Below are 22533 nucleotides of genomic sequence, written 5' to 3'. Positions count from 1 at the left end.
TTCCGCACGCCATCCGGCGCGCGAAATCCTCGCTCATGCGATCAAAGATCGCGTCGCTGCGGGCGGGCGGTCGCCCTTGCGGTTGCTGCGCAACCGTTTGTCGCCTGACGGCAACTTTCACTCTGAGGGCTCCACCACGCACAGCACCGCCTCGACCTGCACCTGTCCGCCTTCGCTGGCGGAAAGCTCGGTCACGGTCCCGTCGAAGGGCGCGGTGAGCGCGTGCTCCATCTTCATCGCCTCGAGCACCATCAGCCGCTGGCCTGCAGTGACCGCATCGCCCTCGGCCACATCGACCGCAATGACCTTCCCCGGCATCGGCGCGAGGATCGCACCATCGGCGGCGGAGGCGTGGCCGCCTGCGTCATTTCGAGGAAGAGAAATTGCGATAACATCGCCGTCAATCTGAACAAACTGGCGACCCGGCTCCTCGATAGGAGCAAAGCCATGCTCGAAGTACTGACCCTCAGGAGTGGGCGAAAATTCGAAATCGCGCTCCTCCCCGTCAACTGTCAACCGCATGTTTGTGTGCGAGGCCGCATTGAGCCGGAAGGCGCCAATGCCTGTGACAACGCTATCGAAATCGCTGCTTTCGCGCAGAAGCCATGCTGCCGCGTCACTAAGGACGCGGTCGGACGGCATTGGACGTCTCGTTAGCTGGTCAAACTTTCGAGCAATCAAGCCGGTGTCGAGATCGGCAGCTTGCACGTCCTCGTCATTGAGTAGCCTGACCAGAAAGCCCTTGTTGGTTTTTACCGGCCAAACGACGGCAGTTTCGAGTTTGTCGATGAGCTCAGCAATCGCATCCGAGCGATCAAACTCGTGCACGATCATCTTCGCGATCATGGGATCGTAGAAGGGGGTAACCTCGCTGCCTTGGACCACCCCAGTGTCGCTGCGGCCTGAGTGGTCCATGAGATCGAGACGCTCCAAGCGTCCTATGCTGGGGAGAAAACCTGAAGTTGGGTCCTCCGCATAGAGCCGCGCCTCAATGGCCCAGCCGTTGATGCTCAGCTCCTCCTGCTTGAGCGGGATCGGCTCGCCGCTCGCAACTCGCAACTGCCATTCGACCAGATCGACCCCGGTGATCTCCTCGGTCACCGGGTGCTCAACCTGAAGGCGCGTGTTCATCTCCATGAAGAAGATGCGGTCGGCGCGCAGGCCCTCGCTGGCGTCGGCGATGAATTCAATCGTGCCTGCGCCCTCGTAATCGACCGTTTTGGCGGCGCGCACGGCGGCGGCGCAGATTTCTGCGCGGGTCGCTTCGTCCATGCCGGGGGCGGGGGCTTCCTCGATCACCTTCTGGTGGCGGCGTTGGAGCGAGCAGTCGCGTTCGAACAGGTGGACGACATTGCCGTGGCTATCGCCGAAGACCTGCACTTCGATATGGCGGGGCGAGGTGATCCACTTTTCCAGCAGCACCTCTTCATTGCCGAAGCTGGCCTTGGCCTCGCGCCGGCAGCTTTCGAGATCGGCCTCGAAGTCCGCCGCCTTCTCGACCTTGCGCATTCCCTTGCCGCCGCCGCCCGCGACAGCCTTGATCAGCACGGGATAGCCGATGGCGTCCGCTTCGGATTTCAGGCGCTCGACCGACTGGTCCTCGCCGAGATAGCCGGGGGTGACGGGCACGCCCGCCTCCATCATCAGCGTCTTGGCGGCGTCCTTCAGGCCCATCGCGCGGATGCTGTCAGGCGTTGGCCCGACCCATATCAGCCCCGCGTCCAGCACTGCCTGCGCGAAATCGGCGTTCTCGGACAGAAAGCCGTATCCGGGATGGATTGCGTCTGCGCCGGTCTCTTTCGCCGCCGCGATAATCCTGTCGCCGACAAGATAGCTCTCGGCAGCGGGCGAGGGGCCGATATGCACCGCCTCATCGGCTGAACGCACGTGCAGCGCCTTGGCATCGGCGTCAGAATAAACCGCGACGGTCGCCACACCCATGGTGCGCGCGGTGCGGATAATTCGGCAAGCTATCTCGCCGCGATTGGCGATCAGCAGCTTGCGTATCACCGCGCGATGCCGGGTTTCAGCATCGGCGCACCGAGCAAGAGGCACTGGCGCGGCGGGACCATGGTGTAGCTGGTATTGCCGACTTTCCACCGGCCTCCGCGCTTGACGAGGCTAAGGGAATTGACTCCGCAATGGGTCACTTCGCCATCGACCCAGAAACTGTAGGGCCCCCAGACCTGCGCCATGTTGCCGCTGACAAGCACCCGGTCGTAGCTCATGCGCTCATCGATATCGCCCGATCTCGTGGCCCAGCGCTTGAGGTGATCGGCAACCGGCACGATCGTCACTTTCGGGCGCGAGGCATTGGTGAGGTCGTGGACGAAGATCGTGCCTTCGCGGATCATCACCGCCGAAAGCGCCGTCCGGTCGTCGCTGCTCAAGGCGGCGAGGAACGTTTCGGCGGCGTCGATGACATCGCTTCTTTCGGTGATGTTAAAGCCATCGGCCTGGGCGTGGGCCGGGGTGGCTGTGACGGTGGCGGCGCTGGCAAGGGCGAGCGCGGCAAGTGCGTTCAGTTTTTTCATGGCTGCCAGCGATAAGACAGCACGGCCTTCGCTTCAAGCACTTGGTCGGAAATCCGCAATTCCCCATGTTATTGGATCGGCAGGAGGTTTTTCGCGATTGATCGCTGCGGAGAGGAAAGCGCGCGCGCCGTGCCACGCCTTTTCCCAGCGCGGCACATAGGTGCGCGAATTCCACGCCTCGGTCCCGCGTGCGCGCACCTTGCGGTAGATTGCACCGTAAATGCGCGCGGCGGACAGTACCGCCCAGCGGCTGCGGAAAGGCAAGCGGGCGGCGCCGATGCGGGCGGCGGCTTCGTGTCTCTCGACAAGGTCGACGAGCCGCGCGGCCATTTCGGCAAGCTCTTCGCGGTGGTGCGGTTTGGTATGTTGGCCCGGCTCGATGTCCTGTTCGGCCAGCCATTCGGCGGGGAGATAACACCGGCCCGCGGCATCGTCCTCGACGATATCGCGCGCAATGTTGGAAAGCTGGAAGGCAAGGCCGAGATCGTTGGCGCGGTCGAGCGTGTCGCTGTCGCGTGGATCGACGCCCATGACCACCGCCATCATCACTCCGACCGCACCCGCCACGTGATAGCAGTATCGCATCATGTCGGCCTCGGTCCGGGGCCGCCAGTCATCGGCATCGAGCGCGAAGCCTTCGATCACCGCTTCGGCCATTTCTTCGGTCAGCCCGACTTCGGATGCGACGAGGCCGAAGGCGTCGAACGCCGGGTCTGCGGTGGGGAGGCCGTCGAGCGCGCGGCGGGTCAGCAGCCGGATCGATTTGAGCCGCTGTTCGGCATCGGCCTGATCGCCCAGCTCGCCGCCCATGTGCTGATTATCGGCAATATCGTCGCAGCGGCGGCACCACGCATAAAGCAGCCAGGCACGTTCGCGTGTCGTCTTGTCGAACAGACGCGCGGCGGCGTGGAAACTGTGTGAGCCTTCGCGGATGCTGACGCGCGCGGTTTCGACCAGCGCGGCCCGGTTGCGCCCGCCACCCGCAACGCTTGGCGTGCCGCGCACAAAATTCGCGGCAAGGGGACGCTCGCGGGTGGTCACAAATCGTCGGCCTTCATCTTGAAGATCGGGGTATGCGGTTTGTAGCTTTCCATCTTGGCCAGCAATTCATTGAGCGTATCGGTACGATATCAGGATGTTCTGGTGCGCCGGACGGACAAAGCCGACCGCGGCCATCTTCGCGTTGAACTTGATGAGGTCGTCGTAGAAGCCGAACGCGTTAAGAAGACCGACCGGATCGGAGTGATAGCCAAGCTGCGCCCAGCTCATCGCCTCCCACAATTCGTCCATCGTGCCGACACCGCCGGGGATGGTGACGAAGCCGTCGGAAAGGTCGGTGAACTTTTGCTTGCGCTCGTGCATTCCGCGCACGGTGAGAAGCTCATCGCACTTGTGATTGGCAACCTCGGAATTGACGAGCGCTTCGGGGATCACGCCGATGACCTCGCCGCCCGCTTCCTTCGCGCCATTGGCAACCGCGCCCATCAGACCAAGCCTGCCGCCGCCATAAACAACGCCAATTCCGCGCTCGGCAAGGCCGGTGCCGATATCGCGAGCGAGTTCGAGATAACGCGGATCCTCGGGCGAAGCCGATCCGCAATAGACGGCGAGGCGTTTCATGCATCCTCCCCAGCATGGGGAGGGGGACCAGCCGCAGGCTGGCGGAGGGGCACAGTCAATTCGTTCATCCTGTCATCGGAAATCTGCACCAGACGCCTAACCACTGCATTCAAATCTTCAAGCACCAGTTTTGCAGGGATGCGCGTTGTCGCGACCCCTTGCGAGCGGAGAAAACGGCTGCGGATAGCGTCCTTGGCTGCAGTTTCGGCTCCATCGTGGGCCTTGCCATCTATTTCGATATCGAGCTTTGCCTTGGCGCAGTAAAAATCGAGAATGTAGCGTCCTGCCGGGTGCTGGCGGCGAAACTTGTGGCTGCCGGGGCGGTTGCGCAATGCGCGCCATAACAATGTCTCGGGGAGCGACATTTCACTGCGCAATTTGCGCGCGAGTTTCACCGTTTGGCGTGGGCCGGTGATCATCCGGGGTGCCCCTCGACCAGCCTGCGGCTGGTCCCCCTCCCCGTCACGGGGAGGATGCTTTCGCCAAATCCTCCAGCACCAGCCCTGCGGTCGCTTTCGCGCTGCCGACCACGCCGGGGATGCCTGCGCCCGGGTGGGTGCCGGCGCCGACGAGGTAGAAATTGTCGATCACGTCGTCGCGGTTGTGGCCGCGCAGATAGGCGCTTTGCCACAACACGGGTTCCAGGCTGAAAGCGCTGCCCATATGGGCGTTGAGGTCGTGCTTGAAGTCCTTGGGCGCGTAGCTGAACTTGGTGACGATCCGGTCATGGATGTCGGGGATCAGGCGGCGGTCGATTTCATCCAGGATCATCTTTTCCAGCACCGGACCGACCTCGTCCCAATCGACCGGCATTTTGCCCATGTGCGCGACCGGGACGAGCGCGTAGAACGTGCTCTTGCCCTCCGGTGCCATGCTCGGATCGGTCACGGTCGGGTGGTGAAGGTAGATCGAGAAATCCTGCGGCAGCACGCCGTGCTTGTAGATATCGTCGACCAGCCCCTTGTAGCGCGGGCCGAACAGGATCATGTGATGCGCGATGCCCGGCCATGCCCCTTCGAGGCCGAAATGCACAACGAACAAAGAGGGTGAGAAGCTCTTGCGGTTCAGCGACTTGGCGTATTTCTTGCCGCGCTCCGATCCGCCGAGCAGGTCTTTATAGGAATGCATGATGTCGGCGTTGGAGGCAACCGCGTCAAAGCGCTGTTTCCAGCCGCTTTCGGTTTCGACCTCGGTCGCTTTTGTGCCGAGCGTGTGGACCTGCTTGACCCCGTCATCGAGGCGCATCGTGCCGCCGAGTCGCTCGAAATGGCGCACCATGCCCGCGATCAGCCGGTTGGTCCCGCCGCGCGCCCACCAGACGCCGCCGTCTTTCTCCAGCTTGTGGATCAGCGCGTAGATCGCGCTCGTTTTCATCGGGCTGCCGCCGACCAGCAGCGTGTGGAAGCTGAACGCCTCGCGCAGCCGCTCATCCTTGATGTAGCTCGATACGAGATCGTAGACGCTGCGCCACGCCTGTTTCTTGACCAGTGCAGGGGCGGCTTTCAGCATCGACTTGAAATCGAGAAACGGCTTGTGGCCGAGCTTCACGTAGCCTTCTTCGAACACTCCGGCGGAATATTCGAGGAAGCGCTGATAGCCCACGACATCGTCGGGGTTCAGCTTGGCGATTTCGGCGTTGAGTTCATCCTCGACGTTCGAATAATCGAAGTTGGTGCCGTCGGGCCAATTGAGGCGGTAGAACGGGTGGACCTTCATCAGCTCGACGTCGTCGGCGATATCGTGCCCGGTCAGCTCCCACAGCTCTTTCAGGCAGGGCGGATCGGTGATGACGGTCGGGCCGGCATCGAAGGTGAAGCCGTCCTTTTCCCAGTAATAGGCTCGCCCTCCGGGTTTGTCGCGCTTCTCGACCACGGTGGTCATGATGCCCGCCGATTGCAGCCGGATCGCGAGCGCCATGCCGCCGAAGCCTGCGCCGATCACGCAGGCAGTCTTGCCTTCGTATTTCCTCGCGATGTCGGGGTTGATGCCCTTTCCTCCAGTGACGGAGGGATTGAGGTTGAGCTTGGCATCTTGCGTCAATGGGGCATTCATGCCGTTTTCTCCGATTTGAGGGGTTTCCCTCGCTTAAACATCGCGGTCATCGCGCGCGGTATAGATACGGGCGGGTTGCCCCAAAGGACGCGGGCCCGGTCCAGACGCGTCGAACGGGCTGCATAGAACCGCTCGATCAGTCCCTTCCGAAGCCCGTAGAACCTCTGGAATACGTTCACGCGGGCATCCGGGTCCGCAGCAAAGAACAAAAACCTGCCGAGCAGGCGGTAAAAGCCGGTGCTGCGCCAGTGACGCCGCGCGCGCGATTCCATGATCTCGGCAAGGCGGGCGGACGGCAGGTCGGCTTTCTCGGCGATGGCGAGCGCGTTGCCGACCGCGATCGGGATCGTATAGCTTGTGAGCGGGTGGGTGAAGCCCCCGCGCGCGCCAGCGATCACGACGCCGGGTATGCGGACCTCCTCCTGATAGGCGGTAAAGTCCCCTCCGGTCAGCACCGGCAGCACGCCGCTTTCATGGCCTACGACCGCGCCATCGTCCCAGCCATGCTCGCGCGAATAACTGTCGATCCGCGCCGACAAAGCCGCGCGGTCGAGCATCGGATCGTCGGCGTAATAGGTGTCCTCTACGAACACATCCTCTTCGCTGAGGGGCAGGACATAGACGAAGCGGTAGGCCCCGCCATTGCCGTGCGGCGCAACCTGATCGACGGCGGCGTCCATGATGACGGGCCGGCCGATCCCGTGTGCCTCGCCAAGCCGCATGTGCCGGCCGAGGAAAACCTGCCAGCCCCCGCGCAGATGCTCGCTCGGGGCGAAGCTGCGGCAGTCGATTACCGTGCGCGCATCGAGGCGCGAGCCGTCTTCGAAATCGACACCGCCGGCATCGAGCGCGGCGGCGCGGCGGCCCAGATGCAGCGTGCCTTCGGGCAGTATCTCGGACAAGGCTTCGTGGAAATCGGCGGAGGACATGGACCGGTAACCGGTATCGAGCGCGCGCGAATATTTGGGAAAGCGCACATCGTATCCGGCGTCCCACGCGGTCTGCGCGATCGGTTCAAGCAGCGCCTTGCCAGATGCGTCGAGGTCGCTTTCGAACCAGCTCCAGCGGTGGTTGCCGCCGAGCACCGGTCCGCCTTCGATTACGGCGATGCGCAGGTTGGGGCGCCTCTGATGCAGTGCGAGGGCGATGAGCCCGCCTGCCAGCCCGCCGCCGACAATCGCGATGTCGTACGCCGCATCTGAAGCGAAATCGGGGGCTGCATCTGGAGAGGAATCGGTCATGCGACTGCCGCCCTAGGCCAGTGGACGCGCCGGGGCAATAATCGCGCGGTGCCGCCCGCAATTTCATGCATTTAGCGGCGCAGGGGCAGCCCGCGGGCAATCCTTGCACGGGTGAGGGCAGCGGCCTAGGGGAAACGAAAGGGTCCGCGGCGAGTTGTTGGGGAAAATACAAGGGAATACGATGAAAGCACCCCAGACCAGTCCTTCGCGCCGCACTGCACTGCCGACAATGACCGCCGCCGCAGCGCTATTGCTTGCGCCGGTCCCGGCCATTGCCGCCAGTGAGAGCGAGGCCGAAGCCGCCTCTGAAAACGAAAGCGCCGCCGCCGAAGCCGAAAGCGCGCCGGTGCAGGCCGTGCCTGAGGGACCACCAGCGGGCGGACCGCCTCCGGGTATCGACATGTCCGACATCGTGTTCGACGATACCTGGCTCACCGTGGGCATCGGAGCCGGGCTGGTTCCGAGCTATTCGGGGTCGGACGATTATGTCGTGTTTCCGCTGCCACTGCTGGTCGGGCGGGTTGGCGGTATCGGCATCAGTCCCAACGGACCCGGCTTCAATTTCGATATCCTCTCGCAGCCTCCCGGCGATGGTCCGCCCGAGACGAGCTTTTCCTTCGGCCCATCGGTCAGGCTGCGCAATGAACGCGATAACCAGATCGAGGACGAGGTCGTGATCGCGGCGGGCGAGCTCGACACCGCGCTCGAGGTCGGGGCCAATGCCGGCGTGACGTTTCCGGGCGTGCTCAACCAGTTCGACCGGGTGAGCCTTTCGACTGCAGTCCGGTGGGACGTGCTGGGCGCGCATGACGGGATGCTGGTCGAGCCGAGCGTGTCGTACTTTTCGCCCATGAGCCGCGGATCGGCGCTACTGCTGACCATCGGCGCGCAGTTCGTGGACGACAATTTCGCCGACTATTACTATTCGGTGTCCCCGGCCCAAAGCGCGGCCAGCGGATTGCCCGAATTCCAGGCAGATGGCGGGCTCAACAGCCTCGGTCTGAATGCCATCGGCACGATCGATCTCGACAACAATCTCGCCAATGGCGGCTGGAATATCTACGCAATCGGCGGATATTCGCGGCTGCTGGGCGACGGAGCCGATACGCCCTACACGGAAATCCGAGGCAGCGCGGACCAGTTCATCGGCGGGCTAGGTGTGGGCTACACGTTCTAGGCTTGCGCCCTCAAGGCGTCGTCCAGCTTGGCTTCCAATTGCCGGATCGTATCCGCAGTGACTGTCTTTCCGGGACTTAGTGGCATGAGCTTTCGCCGCCCATAATCGAGCGCATAGATGCGGTTGTCGTCACCAAGATATGCGGTCGCATCCAGCAGGCGCTGCGCATCATCTTCGAGGATCGAGACACCGCCCGCATCGACCACGATCAGCCAAGAGCCGCCTGCGCTTTCGAAAACGAGCGTCGCCGTGGTGTCGTCGGAATCGAGCTTTTCACCCAGCCGGATCGTGCCGGTCACCGGTCTGCCATGCCGGTAGGCATCGCGCCGCTTGATCCGCAAGAATCCGTGATAGATGCCGCCTGCGAAGAGCGATCCGCCCGCTATCAGCAAGAACAGCCGGACAAGCGCGGGCACTTCGCCGGTTACTTCGCGCGCAAGGCCCGATGCCACCAGCAGGAACCCGGCCGCGATCAGCAATGACAAGCCAGCGCGCATGAATACCTCCCGAAGGGATCTATACACGCGCGCTGGCTATCATTTCCTTAAATCAATCCTCGCTGTCATCCTCGTCCATCACCGCGCCGGCTGCGCCTTCGGCGAGCTGCGGGCGCGGGTCGGGCATTTCTGCGCGGCGGTCGCCGGTCTTGAGATACGTGTCGAACCAGCGCATCATGCGCAGGCTGTAATCGTAACGGCTGGCCGCCTGCCGGTTGCCGTGCCCTTCGCCCGGATAGAAGACGAGGCGCACCGGCACGTCGGGCTTGCGCACCTTGAGCGAGCGGTACAGCTCGAGGCTCTGGCCCGGATCGACGCGGGTGTCCTCTTCTCCGTGCATGATCAGCGTCGGCGTATTTGCCTTGTCGACGTGATAGACGGGCGACACTTGCAGCATCGCGGTCCAGTCGTCCCACGGCCATTTGCGGCTGTGGACGTTGTACATTTCGTACGGAATGTCGCCGGTGCCGAACTTGCTGACCTGGTTGGAGATACCCACGAACATCACGGAGGCTGCATATTCGGCCGAGTGATAGGTCGCACCCCATGCGCTGGCATAGCCGCCATAGGAGCCGCCGGTGATGCCGGTGCGGTCCGGATCGGTGATCCCGTCGGCGACAAGCGCGCGCTTGGCATCGACGATGTCGGTGAACTCGGGGTCGGTGTAATTGCCCTGGTGCTGCTTGGCAAAGGCGACGCCGTATCCGGTCGAGCCGCGATAATTCGGCAGGAACACGGCATAGCCCTGACCGGCGGCCATCTGGCCCGGCTTGGAATAGGCGGTCTGCCAGCCATTGCTTTCATGCGCCTCGGGGCCGCCATGCACGTTCATGATCGTCGGAGCGCCGCCAGCGGGCGCGCCGCCGACCGGCTCGATCAGGACGCCTTCGACCTGCTGACCATCGCGCGCGGTATAGGTGTAGGCGCGCTGCTCACCGAACGTGATTTCCGAGAGCCACGGATTGTGCGTGGTCCAGCGCTCGAAGCTGCCATTGTTGAGCACGAACAGTTCGGTCGGGTGCGTGGGAGAGTTGGCGGAAACCGCGATGCGGTCCCCCTCGGCCTCGATGCTGGTCAGGATCAGCGCGCCCGGATCGATTTCCTCCAGCAGATTGCCCTCGGCATCGTGCATCCGCAGGACGCTGCGAACGCCGATGTGAACGATCGCTGCGAGCCGCCCGTCATCGAGCCACTCGGCATCGACGACCGCTTCGGCGGCTTCGGGATTGTGCGCCCGGAATGCGCCGGTTGCGGTGTCGACGAAGTGCAGCGTTGTCGCGGCGGGGTCGTTCATGTCGATCCCGGCGATGAGCGAAAGCTGCGTTCCGTCGGGCGAGATTTCAACGTCGTCGATCTTGCCCGGCGTGGCGACTTCCGCGCGCACCGTGCCGGTCGACAGGTCGACGATATTGACCCGTTTCTTGGTGTAGCTGTCATCGACCAGCGGGCTGGGCGTGGTGTCGATGATCGCAAACGAGCCATCGGGCGAAATGTCGAACGCGCTCACATAGCCGGGGACTCCGATTTCTCGCGGGCTCTCGTCCAGCTCTGCGCCGACAGTAGCCGCGAACATGCGCGCCGGGCGGAATTCTTCCTCGTAGACGCGCGCATTGAAACCGCCTTCGGACTGCTCCTCGCGCTGCTTGTCCTCGCCTGCGCCGGTAAGCATGTAGATCGTCGCGCCATCGGGGCTGTATTTGTAGGAGCGCACGCCCGTATCTTCGACCGCGGCGAGCTTCACATAGGTGCCGCCATCGACGGGCACGCCCCATACGGCGCGGTCCTCGTCCTCATCCGCCCACAGGAACGTGACGAAGCGGCCATCGGGCGAGAATGCGACGCCGGACGGGCTGATGTCTTCGGGCAGGTAGGAGCGGTCGAAGCCGGGCGCGGTGGCGATCTTCAGCTCCTGCTTGAAGCTGCCATTGTCCTCACCTTCGGTGACGTCCGGCAGGGCCGACGTGGTGTAGGCGATGCGGCTGCCGTCGGGAGAAATCGCCATCGTGCCGACGCTTTCAAGCTTGGCGACGTCTTCCGGCGTCATCGGGCGGGCCTGCGCAGTCGCGGTGAGCGAGGCGCTGGCGAGCAGCGCGGCGGTGAAGGCGGCGGCTTTCAGGATCGTGCGGGTCATGTGCGATTGTTGTCCCTGTCTGGTTGAATATTGCCCGCCTTCATAACGATCAGCACTTGTATGGCAAATTAAGCACGGGCGCGGGCGGAAAGTCTTGCTCTTGTGCTGAGCGCCGTGCCGCGTCATCAAGGAGGCAAAGGGAGATGATACAAATGAAAGTCCTGACGAAACTTGCGGTTCCCGCAGCCGCAATGCTGGCCGCACTCGCATCGCCTGCAGCCGCCGAAACCGTGGTCATTCACGCCGGGTCGGTCATCACCGATGCAGACGGCGAGCCGACCGGAGAGGCGACCATCGTCGTCGTCGATGGACGCATCACCAGCATTGAGGAGGGTATCGCGCTCGTGGACGGGTCGGACCGCCAGATCGACCTGCGGGACAAGACCGTCCTGCCCGGCCTCGTCGACCTGCACACGCACCTGTCCGGCGATCCCTCGGGCGAGTTCTGGCGCCGGGCGACCAATCCTCCCGAATGGTACACTCTGATCGCGGCCAAGAATGCCCGCATAACCGCGCTTGCCGGGTTCACCACGGTTCGCGATGTCGGATCGCGCACGGATCAGGTTATGCAGAGCCTGCGCCGTGCCACTGCCGACGGGGTCGTGCCGGGGCCGCGCATCGTCACCAGCGCACGCACGATTGCGATTGTCGGCGGGCACGGCGACACCAATGGCTTCACCCGTCACGTAAATGATGCGCTGTCATCGGGTTTTGCCTGCACCGGTGCTGTCGAGTGTGCAGAGAAAGTGCGCACTGCTTCCAAATACGGCGCGGACCTCATCAAGATCACCGCCACAGGCGGCGTTCTTTCACAGCAGGGACGCGGACTCGAGGCGCATTTCACCGATGCGGAAATGAAGTCGATTGTCGACACAGCCGAAACGCTCGGACTCAAGGTTGCCGCCCACGCCCACGGCGCGCGCGGGATCGAAGCGGCGGCGCGCGCAGGCGTGCACACGATCGAGCATGGCACCTATATCGACGAAGCCGCCGCCGAAGCGATGAAGGCGAGCGGCACGGTCCTGATCCCGACGCTGATGGCGTTCGAGGGGATCAAGAGCAATGTCGGCACCGGCTATTACACCCCGGTTGTCGATGCGAAGATCAACCAGGTCGGCCAGTTTGCCGGCACGATAGTCGAGCGCGCGCGCGAATACGGCGTCAAAATCGCCTTCGGAACCGACGCAGGTGTGTTCCCGCATGGCGAGAATGCAGGCGAGTTCGCGCTGATGAAGGCGGGCGGCTTCACCGACCGCGAAGCGCTCGCCAGCGCGACCACAATCGCTGCGGAAGTGATCGGGATGGAAGGTGAGATCGACCGCATCGCGCCGGGTTATTCGGCGGATATCATCGCGGTCGAGGGCAACCCGCTCACCGATGTCACCGTGCTGGAAGATGTCGATTTCGTGATGGTGCGCGACCGGATCATCGAGTGATCCTGTCGCATGTGATTGCGGCCAGCGCGGCGCTCGCCGCTGCTGCGCCCGAGCCGTGCGCCCTCGAGCTGGTGGTGCTCGGAGCCGGGCAGGATGCAGGCGCGCCGCAGATCGGCAATGCGGATGATGCGGGGCCGCGCCTGCTGCCATCCTCGATTGCGCTGATCGACCGCGAGAATGGCCAGCGCTACCTGTTCGACGCGGCGCCCGCGATCACCGAGCAGCTCGCAATGCTCGACCGGATCGAGCCGCCGGAACAGGGGCTTGGCATTGACGGCGTGTTCCTGACCCACGCGCATATCGGGCATTATCTCGGCCTCGCCTATTTCGGGCGCGAGGCAGCGGGCGCGGACAACGTGCCAGTCTTCGCGATGCCGCGCATGGCCCGGTTCCTGCAATCGAACGGCCCGTGGGAGCAGCTGGTCTCTCTGGGCAATATCGCCATTACCGAAATGGCGGCAGACACCGCCACGCGCGTCTCGGGCGACCTGGGCGTGCTCCCGATTCCCGTGCCGCACCGCGACGAATATTCCGAGACGGTGGGCCTTGTCATCATGGCCGCCGGCAAGCGCGTGCTGTATCTGCCCGATCTCGATAGCTGGGACGGGCTGGAGGATGCAACGAGCCAGTCGCTCGCCGATTTCCTGGCCGTGTTCGATTACGCGTTTATCGATGCGACTTTCTGGGACGACAACGAGCTACCGGGCCGCGACATGAGCGAGATACCGCACCCGCGCGTCTCGCGCACGATGGACCGGCTGGCCGGGATTCCCGAGGAGGCGCGCTCCAAGGTTCACTTCATTCACTACAACCACACCAACCCGATCCGCGATCCCGAAAGCGCCGAGAGCCGGGAGGTTATCGAGCGCGGCTTCGGTGTTGCCCGGCGGGGGATGCGATACTGCTTTGCAGGAGCGGACGGATAGAAAGGCAACGGCGATGCAAACAGCGCAAGCGATGATCACACTGGCAGCAATTCTGGCGCTGGCTGGCTGTTCGCCCGAGCAGGTGCGCGATGAAGCCTCTACCCGTTTGCCAGACCAGGCCCCGCTAGCCGATGACAACGCCAAGGCGACCGCGATCCTCAATGCGGGTGTGGCTACGCGGATCGGCACTCCGCAGCAGCCGGTCAAGTTCCTGTTCGACCCGCTCTATGACAGCCATTTCGGCACGCTTGAGCCGCTTGATGCGGGTCTGATCGACCGGATTGTCGAGGGTGCGCCGCCCTATGACGATATCGCCGCGGTGTTCGTCAGCCACGCGCATGGCGATCACTTCTCTGCCATGCACATCAACCGCCTGATGGCAGCGCAGCCGGACGTGCGGCTGGTCGCGCCGATGCAGGCGGTCGACATGATGCGAAGCGCACAAGGCTGGGACCCGGCATTCGCCGCGCGGATCAGCGGCATCTCGCTGGCCAATGGAGAGCAGGCGCAGCCGATCGCCATTGGAGGCGCGACAATAGAGGCGTTTCGCTCGCCGCATAGCGGCTGGCCCGCGCGCCATGCCGATGTGCACAACATCACCTACCGGGTAACGGCACAGGGCGGCCCGGATGGTGCGCACCGCGTCATGCACCTTGGCGATGCCGACACCGGCCTCGAACATTTCGAGCCGCACGCCGAATTTCTCAGCAGCGCGCGGACGGGCCTCGCTATCGTGCCATTCTGGTTTCTCGGAGAGGAGGATGCAGGCAGCCTGATCGGGGAAACGCTCAACGCCGAAGAGAAGGTGGGAATGCACGTGCCGGTCGAGGAACCGGACTGGCTCGCCGGCAACGGCAGCGCCTATTTCACCGGCGAAGGTCAGGAAGTGCGGATCCCATCCACACCTTGAACTGACGGAGCGGCTATCCCGGTCAAAGCAAGCTGCGGAGTGCCGATTATCGCACAAGCGCGGTCCCACCCGCCATGCAGCCAGATCTGCCGTGCCCCTTCGTGATCGGGCAGGATCAGCGGCATCGCCTTGCACCCTGCCTCCCGCGCTGCGCCGCGCGATTTCTGTGTGAGGATGGCAAAGGCGGGCACATCCTCGTCCTTCCAGACCCCTGCCATGGCAAAGAGGTCCTGCCCCTCCGAAGCGAACCAGTGCCTCAGCCTGCGCCCCTCGTAATCGGTGCCGCTTCCCCACAGCATGATCGCGGTCGCCGGGACAAGGCAGCGAAACTCGCTGTTGCGCAGATTGCCGATCCAGAACGGGCTGTCGGGATTGCGCACGCTGGTGATCCGCCGCGCGGGATCGTCCGCACCCGGCGGCGGCATGACGCCCCAAAATCTTGGCGTCATGCGCGGCTCCAGCCGCCCAGTGGCAGGGCGCGCTCCCACAATGAACTCGCGCCCCGCCGTCACGATTGGCGCGAAGTTTGACGGAGCGACATAACCGCCCGCCCACGGGTCCCCTCCGGCACGGGCGCCAAAGCGCTCCGCAATCCGGGCGGCGCTGCAATCGAGGCGGTAAAGCTGCGTCATCGCTCCTTGCGCCCTAGACGCGGCGGCAGGCAGGGTCTATCTCCTGAAGCATCCCCGGGGAGCGAGCATTCGCTGAGAGGGGCAGGTTGTGCTGCCCGACCCGTTGAACCTGAACCCGTTAATACGGGCGGAGGGAAGGGCGCTTTCGACGCCCGAAGTCCCGTCTGCCCTTGAGGAGACTTCGCAGGCATGGCCGATATCAATTCACCTGTAGAAATTGGCGTAACCACCGGGCCGATCCGTGGCAGCCGCAAGGTCCATGTTGGCGCGCGCACCGGCAGCGGGGTGCAGGTCGCCATGCGCGAGATCGACCTTGAGGGCGGCGAAGACCCGGTGCGCGTCTACGACACCTCCGGCCCCTACACCGATCCGGATGTCGCGATCGACATCAATGCCGGTCTCGAAGCCAAGCGCGCAGACTGGATCATGGCCCGCGGCGACGTCGAGGAATACGACGCGCGCGAGGTAAAGCCCGAAGACAACGGCCAGCTCGGCCCCGATCGCTCCGGCGGCGTCCCGCAATTCCCCAGCACCATAAAGCGACCTCTGCGCGCCAAGGCGGGCATGAACGTCACGCAGATGCACTACGCCCGCAAGGGCATCATCACGCCGGAGATGGAATACGTCGCTGAGCGCGAGAACCTTGGCCGCGAGCTTGCCGCCGACTTCCAGCGCGACGGCGAGAGCTGGGGCGCGGAAATCCCCTATGTGATCACCCCCGAATTCGTGCGCGACGAGGTTGCGCGCGGTACGGGCGATCATCCCCAACAACATCAACCACCCCGAAACCGAGCCAATGGCAATCGGGCGCAACTTCCTCGTCAAGATCAACGCCAATATCGGCAACAGCGCCGTCGCCTCCGACGTGGCGACCGAAGTGGACAAGATGGTGTGGGCGACGCGCTGGGGTGCGGACACGATCATGGACCTCTCCACCGTACCGCAACATCCACGACACCCGCGAATGGATCATCCGCAACTCCGCCGTCCCGGTCGGCACCGTGCCGATCTACCAGGCGCTGGAGAAGGTCGGCGGCGTCGCCGAAGACCTCACCTGGGACATATTCCGCGACACGCTGATCGAACAGGCCGAACAGGGCGTCGACTATTTCACCATCCACGCCGGCGTGCGCCTGCCCTACGTCCCGATGGCGGCCAAGCGCGTCACCGGCATCGTCTCACGCGGCGGCTCCATCATGGCGAAATGGTGCCTCGCGCATCACAAGGAGAGCTTCCTTTACGAGCACTTCGACGAGATCAGCGAGATCTGCGCGGCGTACGACATCGCCTATTCGCTGGGCGACGGCCTGCGCCCCGGCTCCATCGCGGACGCCAATGACGAGGCGCAATTTGCCGAGCTTTACACGCTGGGCGAGCTGACCAAGCGCGCCTGGGCGCAGGACGTGCAGGTCATGATCGAAGGGCCGGGCCACGTGCCCATGCACAAGATCAAGGAGAACATGGAAAAGCAGCTGGAGGCGCGCGGCGAGGCTCCGTTCTACACCCTCGGCCCGCTCGTCACCGATATCGCGCCGGGCTACGACCACATCACCAGCGGGATCGGGGCGGCACAGATCGGCTGGTACGGCACCGCGATGCTCTGCTACGTCACGCCGAAAGAACACCTCGGCCTGCCCGACCGCGACGACGTGAAGGTCGGCGTGGTTACGTATAAACTCGCCGCGCACGCCGCCGACCTTGCCAAGGGCCACCCCGCCGCACAGGTCCGCGACGATGCATTGAGCAAAGCGCGCTTCGAATTCCGCTGGCGCGACCAGTTCAACCTCTCGCTCGACCCCGACACGGCCGAGCAATATCACGACCAGACGCTGCCTGCCGAAGGCGCCAAGACCGCGCATTTCTGCTCGATGTGCGGGCCGAAGTTCTGCTCGATGAAGATCAGCCAGGAAGTGCGCGAGTTTGCCGCGAAGCAGAACAACGACCCCAACAGCTTCCTCGCCGCGGAAAAGCTGAAAGGCGAAAACACGCCAGAAGAGCGCGCCGAGAACGAGGCGGGGATGGAAGAGATGAGCCGGGTCTACAAAGAGAAGGGCGAGAAGCTTTACCTGCCTGAAGATGAAAGGCACTAACACGTTGGCGCAGCCAGATATGACTTCTTAGCCAATGGATGATGACCGACAATGAAGATCGAATCGCAAGACAAAACTGTCGAGCAGCTGCTGAAAGCGAGCACTTTTGTAATCCCGCGCTTTCAGCGATCGTATTCGTGGGAACAGGACCAGATCAGTCAGTTTTGGCAAGATGTCTTGGACGCGTATGGCAGCGCATACTTCATCGGTTCGATGGTGGTATACGAGAAGGGGCGTTCCTCCGTCGCTGTAGTTGATGGGCAACAGCGACTCACCACAATCACAATTTTGCTGTGTGCGATCCGGGACGCGTTCAATTCGTTGGGCGAAATCAATCTGGCTAACGGCCTACAGGCATATATCGAACAGCGGAATCGCGAGAATCAGACAGAGTATGTTCTCCAGACAGAATCTTCTTTTCCCTATCTACAAGAAGAGGTCCTCAAGAATGGCCCAGCAGAAGCACCATTCGACATCGGGCACGAAGAGATCGCTATTGAGCGAGCATTCGACTTGTTTAAATCAAACATTCAAGAACACGTTGATGAATTTCTTCATAACAAAGAACAGGCCAAGGAAGATAATGTCAATGACGCGATCAAGTGGCTTTCAGGGCTAAGGGACACAGTTTTTGATCTAAGTGTCATCACAGTTACACTTGAGAATGAGGATGACGCATATCTGATATTCGAGACCCTCAACACACGCGGCAAAGATCTGGCGCTGTCAGATCTGCTGAGAAATCATTTTACCAAATTCATCAAACCGTCCGGGGGGGTCGATAACGCTAAGCTGAAATGGACGAAGGTTCTCGATACAATCGATAGTGCTCCGATGCGATTGAACGCGGACACGTTTATTGTCCACTCTTGGCAATCTCGATACGACTTCGTTACGAAAGCAAAGACTTTTCAAAAGGCTAAGCAACGAATCGATAAGAAGAACGCCAAGTCACATCTCGACCGCTTTGTTTCTGATGCGAGCCATTGGCGTTCGATTTTCGACACTGACTATCAGTGGGGGAAATCTGAGCGAGACGTAGCGAAGTCTTTCGAAGCCCTAAGGGTGTTTGGCGTAGTCCAGCCTACGCCGGGAGTCTTATCGCTTATTCGAGCTTACCGTGATCAATTTATCAAGTATCGCAGTCTGCGAAACGCTATTGAGGCAATTGAGAAGTTTCATTTTTCATTCAATGCGGTGACTTCCTCAAGGTCGTCTGGTGGCATCTCCGGAATGTATTCGTCATTTGGTAGGGCCATCTTCAACGCGGATGACGGCAACGAAGTTGGTCAGCATATATCAGAACTTGTCGAAAAACTCCGCGAACGTGAACCGATTCCGTCGGAGTTCGATGCGGGATTTGAGCAAATCTTATATACGAAAGTTCACTCGTCTCAAAAAGCGCTCGTGCAATACATTTTGAAGAGGATAGCGATTTTTGAGGGCCAACCCTCCATTGGTGAATCTGATGAGTTGACTATCGAGCATCTAGTCTCGCAGTCGAAAATGAAGGACGGAGTCGACGAACAAGTGATCGGCCAGCTCGGGAACCTGATCCTTGTTGATGCAAAAACAAATGAAATGCTTTCGACGAACGATTTCGGGGTGAAGAAGCAAATCCTCAAAGAGCGTGGATACATCTTACCTGACATCCTCCAGCAAGCCGATGAGCTTGACGAAAAAGTGATCCGAGCAAATACCGCTCGGATGTCAGAGGTCGCTCGGGAGAGAGTGTGGAAGGTCTAAAATCGGTAAGTCGCAGATTTTGCATTCAACCCGCCGGAACCAGCTTCTCTACCAGCGCTTTGAGTTCGCTCGGTGTGGTGTGGCCAGCGACGATCTCGTGATAGCCTATGCCTGCCTTGCGCAGCGCTTCCTTCTTCACCGCATCGCGCGCCGCTCCGCTGCCCTGATGGTGTCCGCTCCCTTGGTATTCTAGCGCGTGGATCACGCAACACTTCTCGTCCATCAGAGCAAAATCGACGCGCTTTGAATTCACAGAAAAGAACGCGCTTCGGTCTGGGCTTGAAAGAAATTCCCCGAGCGAAACTTGCGCCATCACTTGCCAACCAGAATTGCGTTCAATCACCGCAGCATCGAGCGCCTTGAAGACCTTCGCTTCGGGCTTGTTTAGCAGTGCGCGTGATTTGAAATCCGCTTTCATAATCAATTTGAGCTGGTCAGCAGCGTCAGTAATCCGCTTGTGATTTGTGCCGCTTCCCTTCTTCCAGTTCTTTGTCTCGTAGACCTTGCCTTTTCGGTTTCGCGTTCCCTTTTTCGGCGAGCCTAGCAACTCTTTAAAAAGGAAAACGGCCACGGCGAATACGACGATAAAAACAAGCCCAAGATTAGTATTCGATCCAAGAATTGATTCGATCATAAGTGCTCCCGAATTGTGGTCACACTATTGAACATCCGGTTTGGCGTGGCAATCCGTGGTAAACTCCTAGGCCTTTCCTACACCGCCAAAATCTGCCCTAAACTCGCAGATGGCAGACACTCCCGAAACCACCACCGCCCTCACCGCAGCCACCCCGCAATGGACGTCCGGGCGGCAAGCCCAATTCCTCACCGCGCTAGCATCGACGCATTCCGTTACGCAGGCGGCGCGAGCTGTGGGGATGTCGCGCCAGTCCGCCTACGCTTTGCGCGCGCGATTGAAGGGCGAGCCGTTCGATCTGGCGTGGCATGCGGCCTTGCATGTCCGCTTCGATGCACTGGCCGAGGCTGCGCTGGAGCGGGCGATGCACGGGGTCGAGGTTCCGCATTTCTACCAGGGTGAGCTGGTCCATACCTCGCGCCGCTTCGACGAGCGGCTGACGGTGGCGCTGCTCGCCATGCGCGATCGCTTTGGTCCGCCGCGCGCGCGCTCGACCCATCCGGCCTCGGGCTACGGCGCGCAGGATTTCGGCCCGCTGGTGGAGCGTGTCGCCAACGGGCCGGAGACATGGGACGAGGAAAGCCGCCTCGAATATGAAGAGCTTTATGGCGGGGAGGAGGATGCGGGGGGAGAGGGCGCGTGATGTTGGAGAGTTGTCACCCGTATCCTACAGCGCCGAAATGGCGGCAACGCGCGGTTTCCTCGTGTAGGATACGCATGACATGTTGGACAATGTGTCACCCGTTCAGCGTGATCTCGCCCTGTTCGCGGCCTTCCCACCAGTCGATGCGCGCAGGCGCAACCTCGATCAGGATCAGTCCTTCGGTGTCGAGGCCCTTGTCGAACCATTTTTCCAGATCCTTGACCCAGTGCTGTTCGTGGGTGGCGCGGTCGCGGATGACCGTGCCGGTGCCCTGCACGGCGCAGTAGAACTCGCCGTCCGAATAGGTCGCGCCGCACTCGCTGGAGCGCCGCAGGTCGTCGTCGATCCGGCCATCGTCGGTGGCAAAGTGATAGGTGGCGCCGTCCTCAGCGCTGACATTGCCGTTGTTGGACATCGGGCGCGCGGCGATCTTGCCATCGGCCCGGTCTTGGTGACGAGCATGGCGATGTCGACCGATTTGAGCTTGGCAGCAATGTCGGAAAGGGTGCGGTCGGTCATGAGGTTCTCCTGAAGTTTTGTTCAGGAATTCAATGCGCAAGCCCCGAAAAAGTGCCGTGTTCAGGAGCGGGATAGCTTGCCCATCACCCGGTCCAGCTCCTGCAGGAAGCGCGAGCGGTCGGTTTTGGAAAAGGGCGGCGGGCCTCCGGTGATGCCATCCATTCCCGCGCGCAGGTCCTCCATGATTGCCCGCGTGGCGATGGCGCTGCCGATGCCGGCCTTGTCGAACGGTTTGCCATTGTGCGCGAGGACATGCGCCCCGGCATTCAGGCAGCGTTCGGCCAGCAGGATGTCGGCGGTGATGACAACGCTGCCGGCATCGGCGTGTTCGGCGATCCAGTCATCGGCGGCGTCGAAACCGTTATCGACCACGACGCGCTTGATCCGGGGGTGATCGGGAATGCGGAACGGCGAATTGCTGACGACGCGGACCTCCGCCTTGAAGCGGCCCGCAACCCGGTACACCTCGTCCTTCACAGGGCAGGCATCGGCATCGATGAGAATGGTAATGGTCATGAAAAATGGCATTAGCCGGAGGATCGCCGGGAGGCCAAATATTACGCATGCCAGCAATAATTAGGTATTCGGGCAAAGCCGTGCTACACCGCCAGCGCTGACGTCGGAATTTGCGACGGACTTCGAAATTTGACTTGCCGCCGCTTGCCCTTGCCCTTTTCGTGCATCGGCCCCGGCGTAAACCAGACGACGACTTCCTTTCCCTGAACGATTTGACGCACGACCCCATCTGCAATCTTGCGGACGGGCACTTACGTTCTTCGAAAGGAACACATCATGGCCAAGACTGGCACCGTTAAATTCTTCAACACCGACAAGGGCTATGGCTTCATCCAGCCCGACGACGGCTCGGCTGACAGCTTCGTGCACATCAGCGCGGTTCAGGCTGCCGGCATGCACAGCCTCGACAAGGACCAGCGCGTCAATTTCGACGTTGAGCAGGGCCGCAACGGCAAGGAAAGCGCCGTGAACCTCTCGGCTGCTGACTAAGCAGAATTTTCGAAGGCGCGGCGGGAAACTGCCGCGCCTTTGTTTTCCTGCAACTGCACTTCCTCCACTCCAGCAGGAGCCATGCATGGCCCAGACGTACGAATTCTATCGCGACCGCGCTGACGAAGCTGCGGCGAAGGCGAAAGAAGCAAAACTTGAAAATGTCCGCGATCGTGAGCTGCGCTCGGAAAAGACCTGGCGCGCACTCGCAAATCAGGCACGCGCCGTCGCGCGCGACCGGGCCAAGGCCGAGGAAGAGCGCGCCGCAAAACGCGCAGCCGAGGCTCTTGAGCAGCAATAGGCCCTGTTAAGCGCGGGTTCGCTTCCCATATGATTTATCAGGCGATGCATTCGCCGGAGAGATCATAAGAAGAGGAGAACCCCGCATGCAGTTCCAGTTCAATTCAGACAGTTCGGTCATGGGAACCGCGAATGTCGCGGAGCGGATCGAGAGCCAAGTCCGCCAGCGGCTTGCACGGTTTGAAGACCGGCTGACCCGGCTCGAAGTGCATGTCTCGGACGAGAATGCGCGCAAGGGCGGAGACGACGACAAGCACTGCACGATCGAAGCGCGCCCACGCGGCGGCAAACCGATTGGCGTGACCGGCAAGGCTGCCGATGTCGACAGCGCGGCTCGCAAGGCGGCAACGACCCTGTCCCAGCGGCTCGAGCGCCATTTCGGCAAGAGCGAAAAGCACAAGCACGAAGCGCGGCCCGAAAAGGCGATCGACGGCTAAAGC

21 protein-coding genes, 2 pseudogenes and 1 riboswitch are annotated in these 22533 nt (G+C 62.0%); of the genes and pseudogenes, 10 read left to right on the top strand and 13 right to left on the bottom strand.

What is annotated here, in order from left to right; all coding sequences use genetic code 11:
• Positions 1 to 117 precede the first annotated feature (117 nt).
• The 7 genes and pseudogenes from AC0L39_RS13975 to crtY form a co-directional block, all read right to left on the bottom strand.
• Complete coding sequence (locus tag AC0L39_RS13975; protein WP_473258781.1) at positions 118 to 2010, bottom strand: acetyl/propionyl/methylcrotonyl-CoA carboxylase subunit alpha; 1893 nt, start codon at positions 2008 to 2010, stop codon at positions 118 to 120.
• Positions 2007 to 2534 carry a hypothetical protein gene (locus AC0L39_RS13970; RefSeq protein ID WP_473258779.1) on the bottom strand — a complete coding sequence of 176 codons (528 nt, stop codon included), beginning with the start codon at positions 2532 to 2534 and terminating at the stop codon, positions 2007 to 2009. The genes AC0L39_RS13975 and AC0L39_RS13970 overlap by 4 nt, the downstream gene beginning before the upstream one ends.
• Before the next feature lie 33 nt (positions 2535 to 2567).
• Positions 2568 to 3539: a phytoene/squalene synthase family protein gene (locus AC0L39_RS13965; protein ID WP_473262399.1), complete on the bottom strand. Its 972-nt coding sequence runs from the start codon at positions 3537 to 3539 to the stop codon at positions 2568 to 2570.
• Between the two features lie 32 nt (positions 3540 to 3571).
• A pseudogene (locus AC0L39_RS13960) lies at positions 3572 to 4154 on the bottom strand (LOG family protein).
• Positions 4151 to 4573 carry an endonuclease domain-containing protein gene (locus AC0L39_RS13955; RefSeq protein ID WP_473258778.1) on the bottom strand — a complete coding sequence of 141 codons (423 nt, stop codon included), beginning with the start codon at positions 4571 to 4573 and terminating at the stop codon, positions 4151 to 4153. Before AC0L39_RS13955 ends, AC0L39_RS13960 begins: the two are co-directional and overlap by 4 nt.
• A 43-nt stretch (positions 4574 to 4616) precedes the next feature.
• Complete coding sequence (locus AC0L39_RS13950; protein WP_473262397.1) at positions 4617 to 6071, bottom strand: phytoene desaturase; 1455 nt, start codon at positions 6069 to 6071, stop codon at positions 4617 to 4619.
• 131 nt (positions 6072 to 6202) lie between these two features.
• Positions 6203 to 7447, bottom strand: a complete 1245-nt coding sequence (crtY, locus tag AC0L39_RS13945) for a lycopene beta-cyclase CrtY (protein ID WP_473258776.1) — start codon at positions 7445 to 7447, stop codon at positions 6203 to 6205.
• 181 nt (positions 7448 to 7628) lie between these two features.
• On the opposite strand from crtY, the gene AC0L39_RS13940 reads away from it, so the two are divergent.
• A complete protein-coding gene (locus tag AC0L39_RS13940; RefSeq protein ID WP_473258773.1) occupies positions 7629 to 8624 on the top strand; it encodes a MipA/OmpV family protein in 996 nt (331 codons plus the stop codon).
• Here the strand turns inward: AC0L39_RS13940 and AC0L39_RS13935 are convergent.
• Together AC0L39_RS13935 and AC0L39_RS13930 are read right to left on the bottom strand one after the other, a co-directional pair.
• Complete coding sequence (locus AC0L39_RS13935) at positions 8621 to 9121, bottom strand: hypothetical protein (RefSeq protein ID WP_473258771.1); 501 nt, start codon at positions 9119 to 9121, stop codon at positions 8621 to 8623. The genes AC0L39_RS13940 and AC0L39_RS13935 overlap by 4 nt on opposite strands.
• A gap of 52 nt (positions 9122 to 9173) precedes the next feature.
• Positions 9174 to 11252: a S9 family peptidase gene (locus AC0L39_RS13930; RefSeq protein WP_473258769.1), complete on the bottom strand. Its 2079-nt coding sequence runs from the start codon at positions 11250 to 11252 to the stop codon at positions 9174 to 9176.
• A gap of 152 nt (positions 11253 to 11404) precedes the next feature.
• Here AC0L39_RS13930 and AC0L39_RS13925 point away from each other — a divergent pair, with 152 nt between their 5' ends.
• Genes AC0L39_RS13925 through AC0L39_RS13915 form a run of 3 tightly spaced genes read left to right on the top strand, consistent with a single transcriptional unit; the run spans position 11405 to position 14524 of the window.
• A complete protein-coding gene (locus AC0L39_RS13925) occupies positions 11405 to 12688 on the top strand; it encodes a metal-dependent hydrolase family protein (protein WP_473258767.1) in 1284 nt (427 codons plus the stop codon).
• Complete coding sequence (locus AC0L39_RS13920; protein ID WP_473258764.1) at positions 12685 to 13614, top strand: MBL fold metallo-hydrolase; 930 nt, start codon at positions 12685 to 12687, stop codon at positions 13612 to 13614. Before AC0L39_RS13925 ends, AC0L39_RS13920 begins: the two co-directional genes overlap by 4 nt.
• Before the next feature lie 13 nt (positions 13615 to 13627).
• The gene (locus AC0L39_RS13915; RefSeq protein WP_473258763.1) at positions 13628 to 14524 is read left to right on the top strand and encodes an MBL fold metallo-hydrolase; all 897 of its coding nucleotides are present in this window, start codon (positions 13628 to 13630) and stop codon (positions 14522 to 14524) included.
• Here the strand turns inward: AC0L39_RS13915 and AC0L39_RS13910 are convergent.
• Positions 14494 to 15156, bottom strand: coding sequence for an SOS response-associated peptidase family protein (locus AC0L39_RS13910; RefSeq protein ID WP_473258761.1), 663 nt, complete (start codon positions 15154 to 15156; stop codon positions 14494 to 14496). The genes AC0L39_RS13915 and AC0L39_RS13910 overlap by 31 nt on opposite strands.
• A 45-nt stretch (positions 15157 to 15201) precedes the next feature.
• Positions 15202 to 15310, top strand: a riboswitch (TPP riboswitch).
• Between the two features lie 35 nt (positions 15311 to 15345).
• Between AC0L39_RS13910 and thiC the strand changes: the two are divergent.
• Both thiC and AC0L39_RS13900 read left to right on the top strand, forming a co-directional pair.
• A pseudogene (gene thiC / locus AC0L39_RS13905) lies at positions 15346 to 17246 on the top strand (phosphomethylpyrimidine synthase ThiC).
• 51 nt (positions 17247 to 17297) lie between these two features.
• Positions 17298 to 18992 carry a DUF262 domain-containing protein gene (locus AC0L39_RS13900; RefSeq protein WP_473258759.1) on the top strand — a complete coding sequence of 565 codons (1695 nt, stop codon included), beginning with the start codon at positions 17298 to 17300 and terminating at the stop codon, positions 18990 to 18992.
• Positions 18993 to 19017: 25 nt separating this feature from the next.
• Here the strand turns inward: AC0L39_RS13900 and AC0L39_RS13895 are convergent, their stop codons facing one another.
• Positions 19018 to 19626 carry a DUF2726 domain-containing protein gene (locus tag AC0L39_RS13895; RefSeq protein WP_473258757.1) on the bottom strand — a complete coding sequence of 203 codons (609 nt, stop codon included), beginning with the start codon at positions 19624 to 19626 and terminating at the stop codon, positions 19018 to 19020.
• Between the two features lie 109 nt (positions 19627 to 19735).
• On the opposite strand from AC0L39_RS13895, the gene AC0L39_RS13890 reads away from it, so the two are divergent.
• Positions 19736 to 20269, top strand: coding sequence for a hypothetical protein (locus AC0L39_RS13890; RefSeq protein ID WP_473258756.1), 534 nt, complete (start codon positions 19736 to 19738; stop codon positions 20267 to 20269).
• A gap of 94 nt (positions 20270 to 20363) precedes the next feature.
• On the opposite strand, the gene AC0L39_RS13885 is transcribed toward AC0L39_RS13890, so the two are convergent.
• Both AC0L39_RS13885 and AC0L39_RS13880 read right to left on the bottom strand, forming a co-directional pair.
• Complete coding sequence (locus AC0L39_RS13885) at positions 20364 to 20684, bottom strand: pyridoxamine 5'-phosphate oxidase family protein (RefSeq protein ID WP_473258754.1); 321 nt, start codon at positions 20682 to 20684, stop codon at positions 20364 to 20366.
• 164 nt (positions 20685 to 20848) lie between these two features.
• A complete protein-coding gene (locus AC0L39_RS13880; RefSeq protein ID WP_473258752.1) occupies positions 20849 to 21304 on the bottom strand; it encodes a YaiI/YqxD family protein in 456 nt (151 codons plus the stop codon).
• 276 nt (positions 21305 to 21580) lie between these two features.
• Between AC0L39_RS13880 and AC0L39_RS13875 the strand changes: the two genes are divergently transcribed.
• The 3 genes from AC0L39_RS13875 to AC0L39_RS13865 all read left to right on the top strand — a co-directional run bounded on the left by AC0L39_RS13875 (position 21581) and on the right by AC0L39_RS13865 (position 22530).
• Positions 21581 to 21793 carry a cold-shock protein gene (locus AC0L39_RS13875; RefSeq protein ID WP_473258751.1) on the top strand — a complete coding sequence of 71 codons (213 nt, stop codon included), beginning with the start codon at positions 21581 to 21583 and terminating at the stop codon, positions 21791 to 21793.
• An 85-nt stretch (positions 21794 to 21878) separates the two neighbouring features.
• On the top strand, positions 21879 to 22094 hold the full coding sequence (locus AC0L39_RS13870) for a hypothetical protein (protein ID WP_473258750.1): 216 nt from the start codon (positions 21879 to 21881) through the stop codon (positions 22092 to 22094).
• Between the two features lie 85 nt (positions 22095 to 22179).
• Positions 22180 to 22530, top strand: coding sequence for an HPF/RaiA family ribosome-associated protein (locus tag AC0L39_RS13865; RefSeq protein WP_473258748.1), 351 nt, complete (start codon positions 22180 to 22182; stop codon positions 22528 to 22530).
• Positions 22531 to 22533: the final 3 nt, after the last annotated feature.

The organism is Erythrobacter sp. K21-9 (assembly GCF_055808355.1).
The sequence above is the reverse complement of the archived record's forward strand: the minus strand, read 5'-3'. Positions and strand labels throughout refer to the sequence as shown.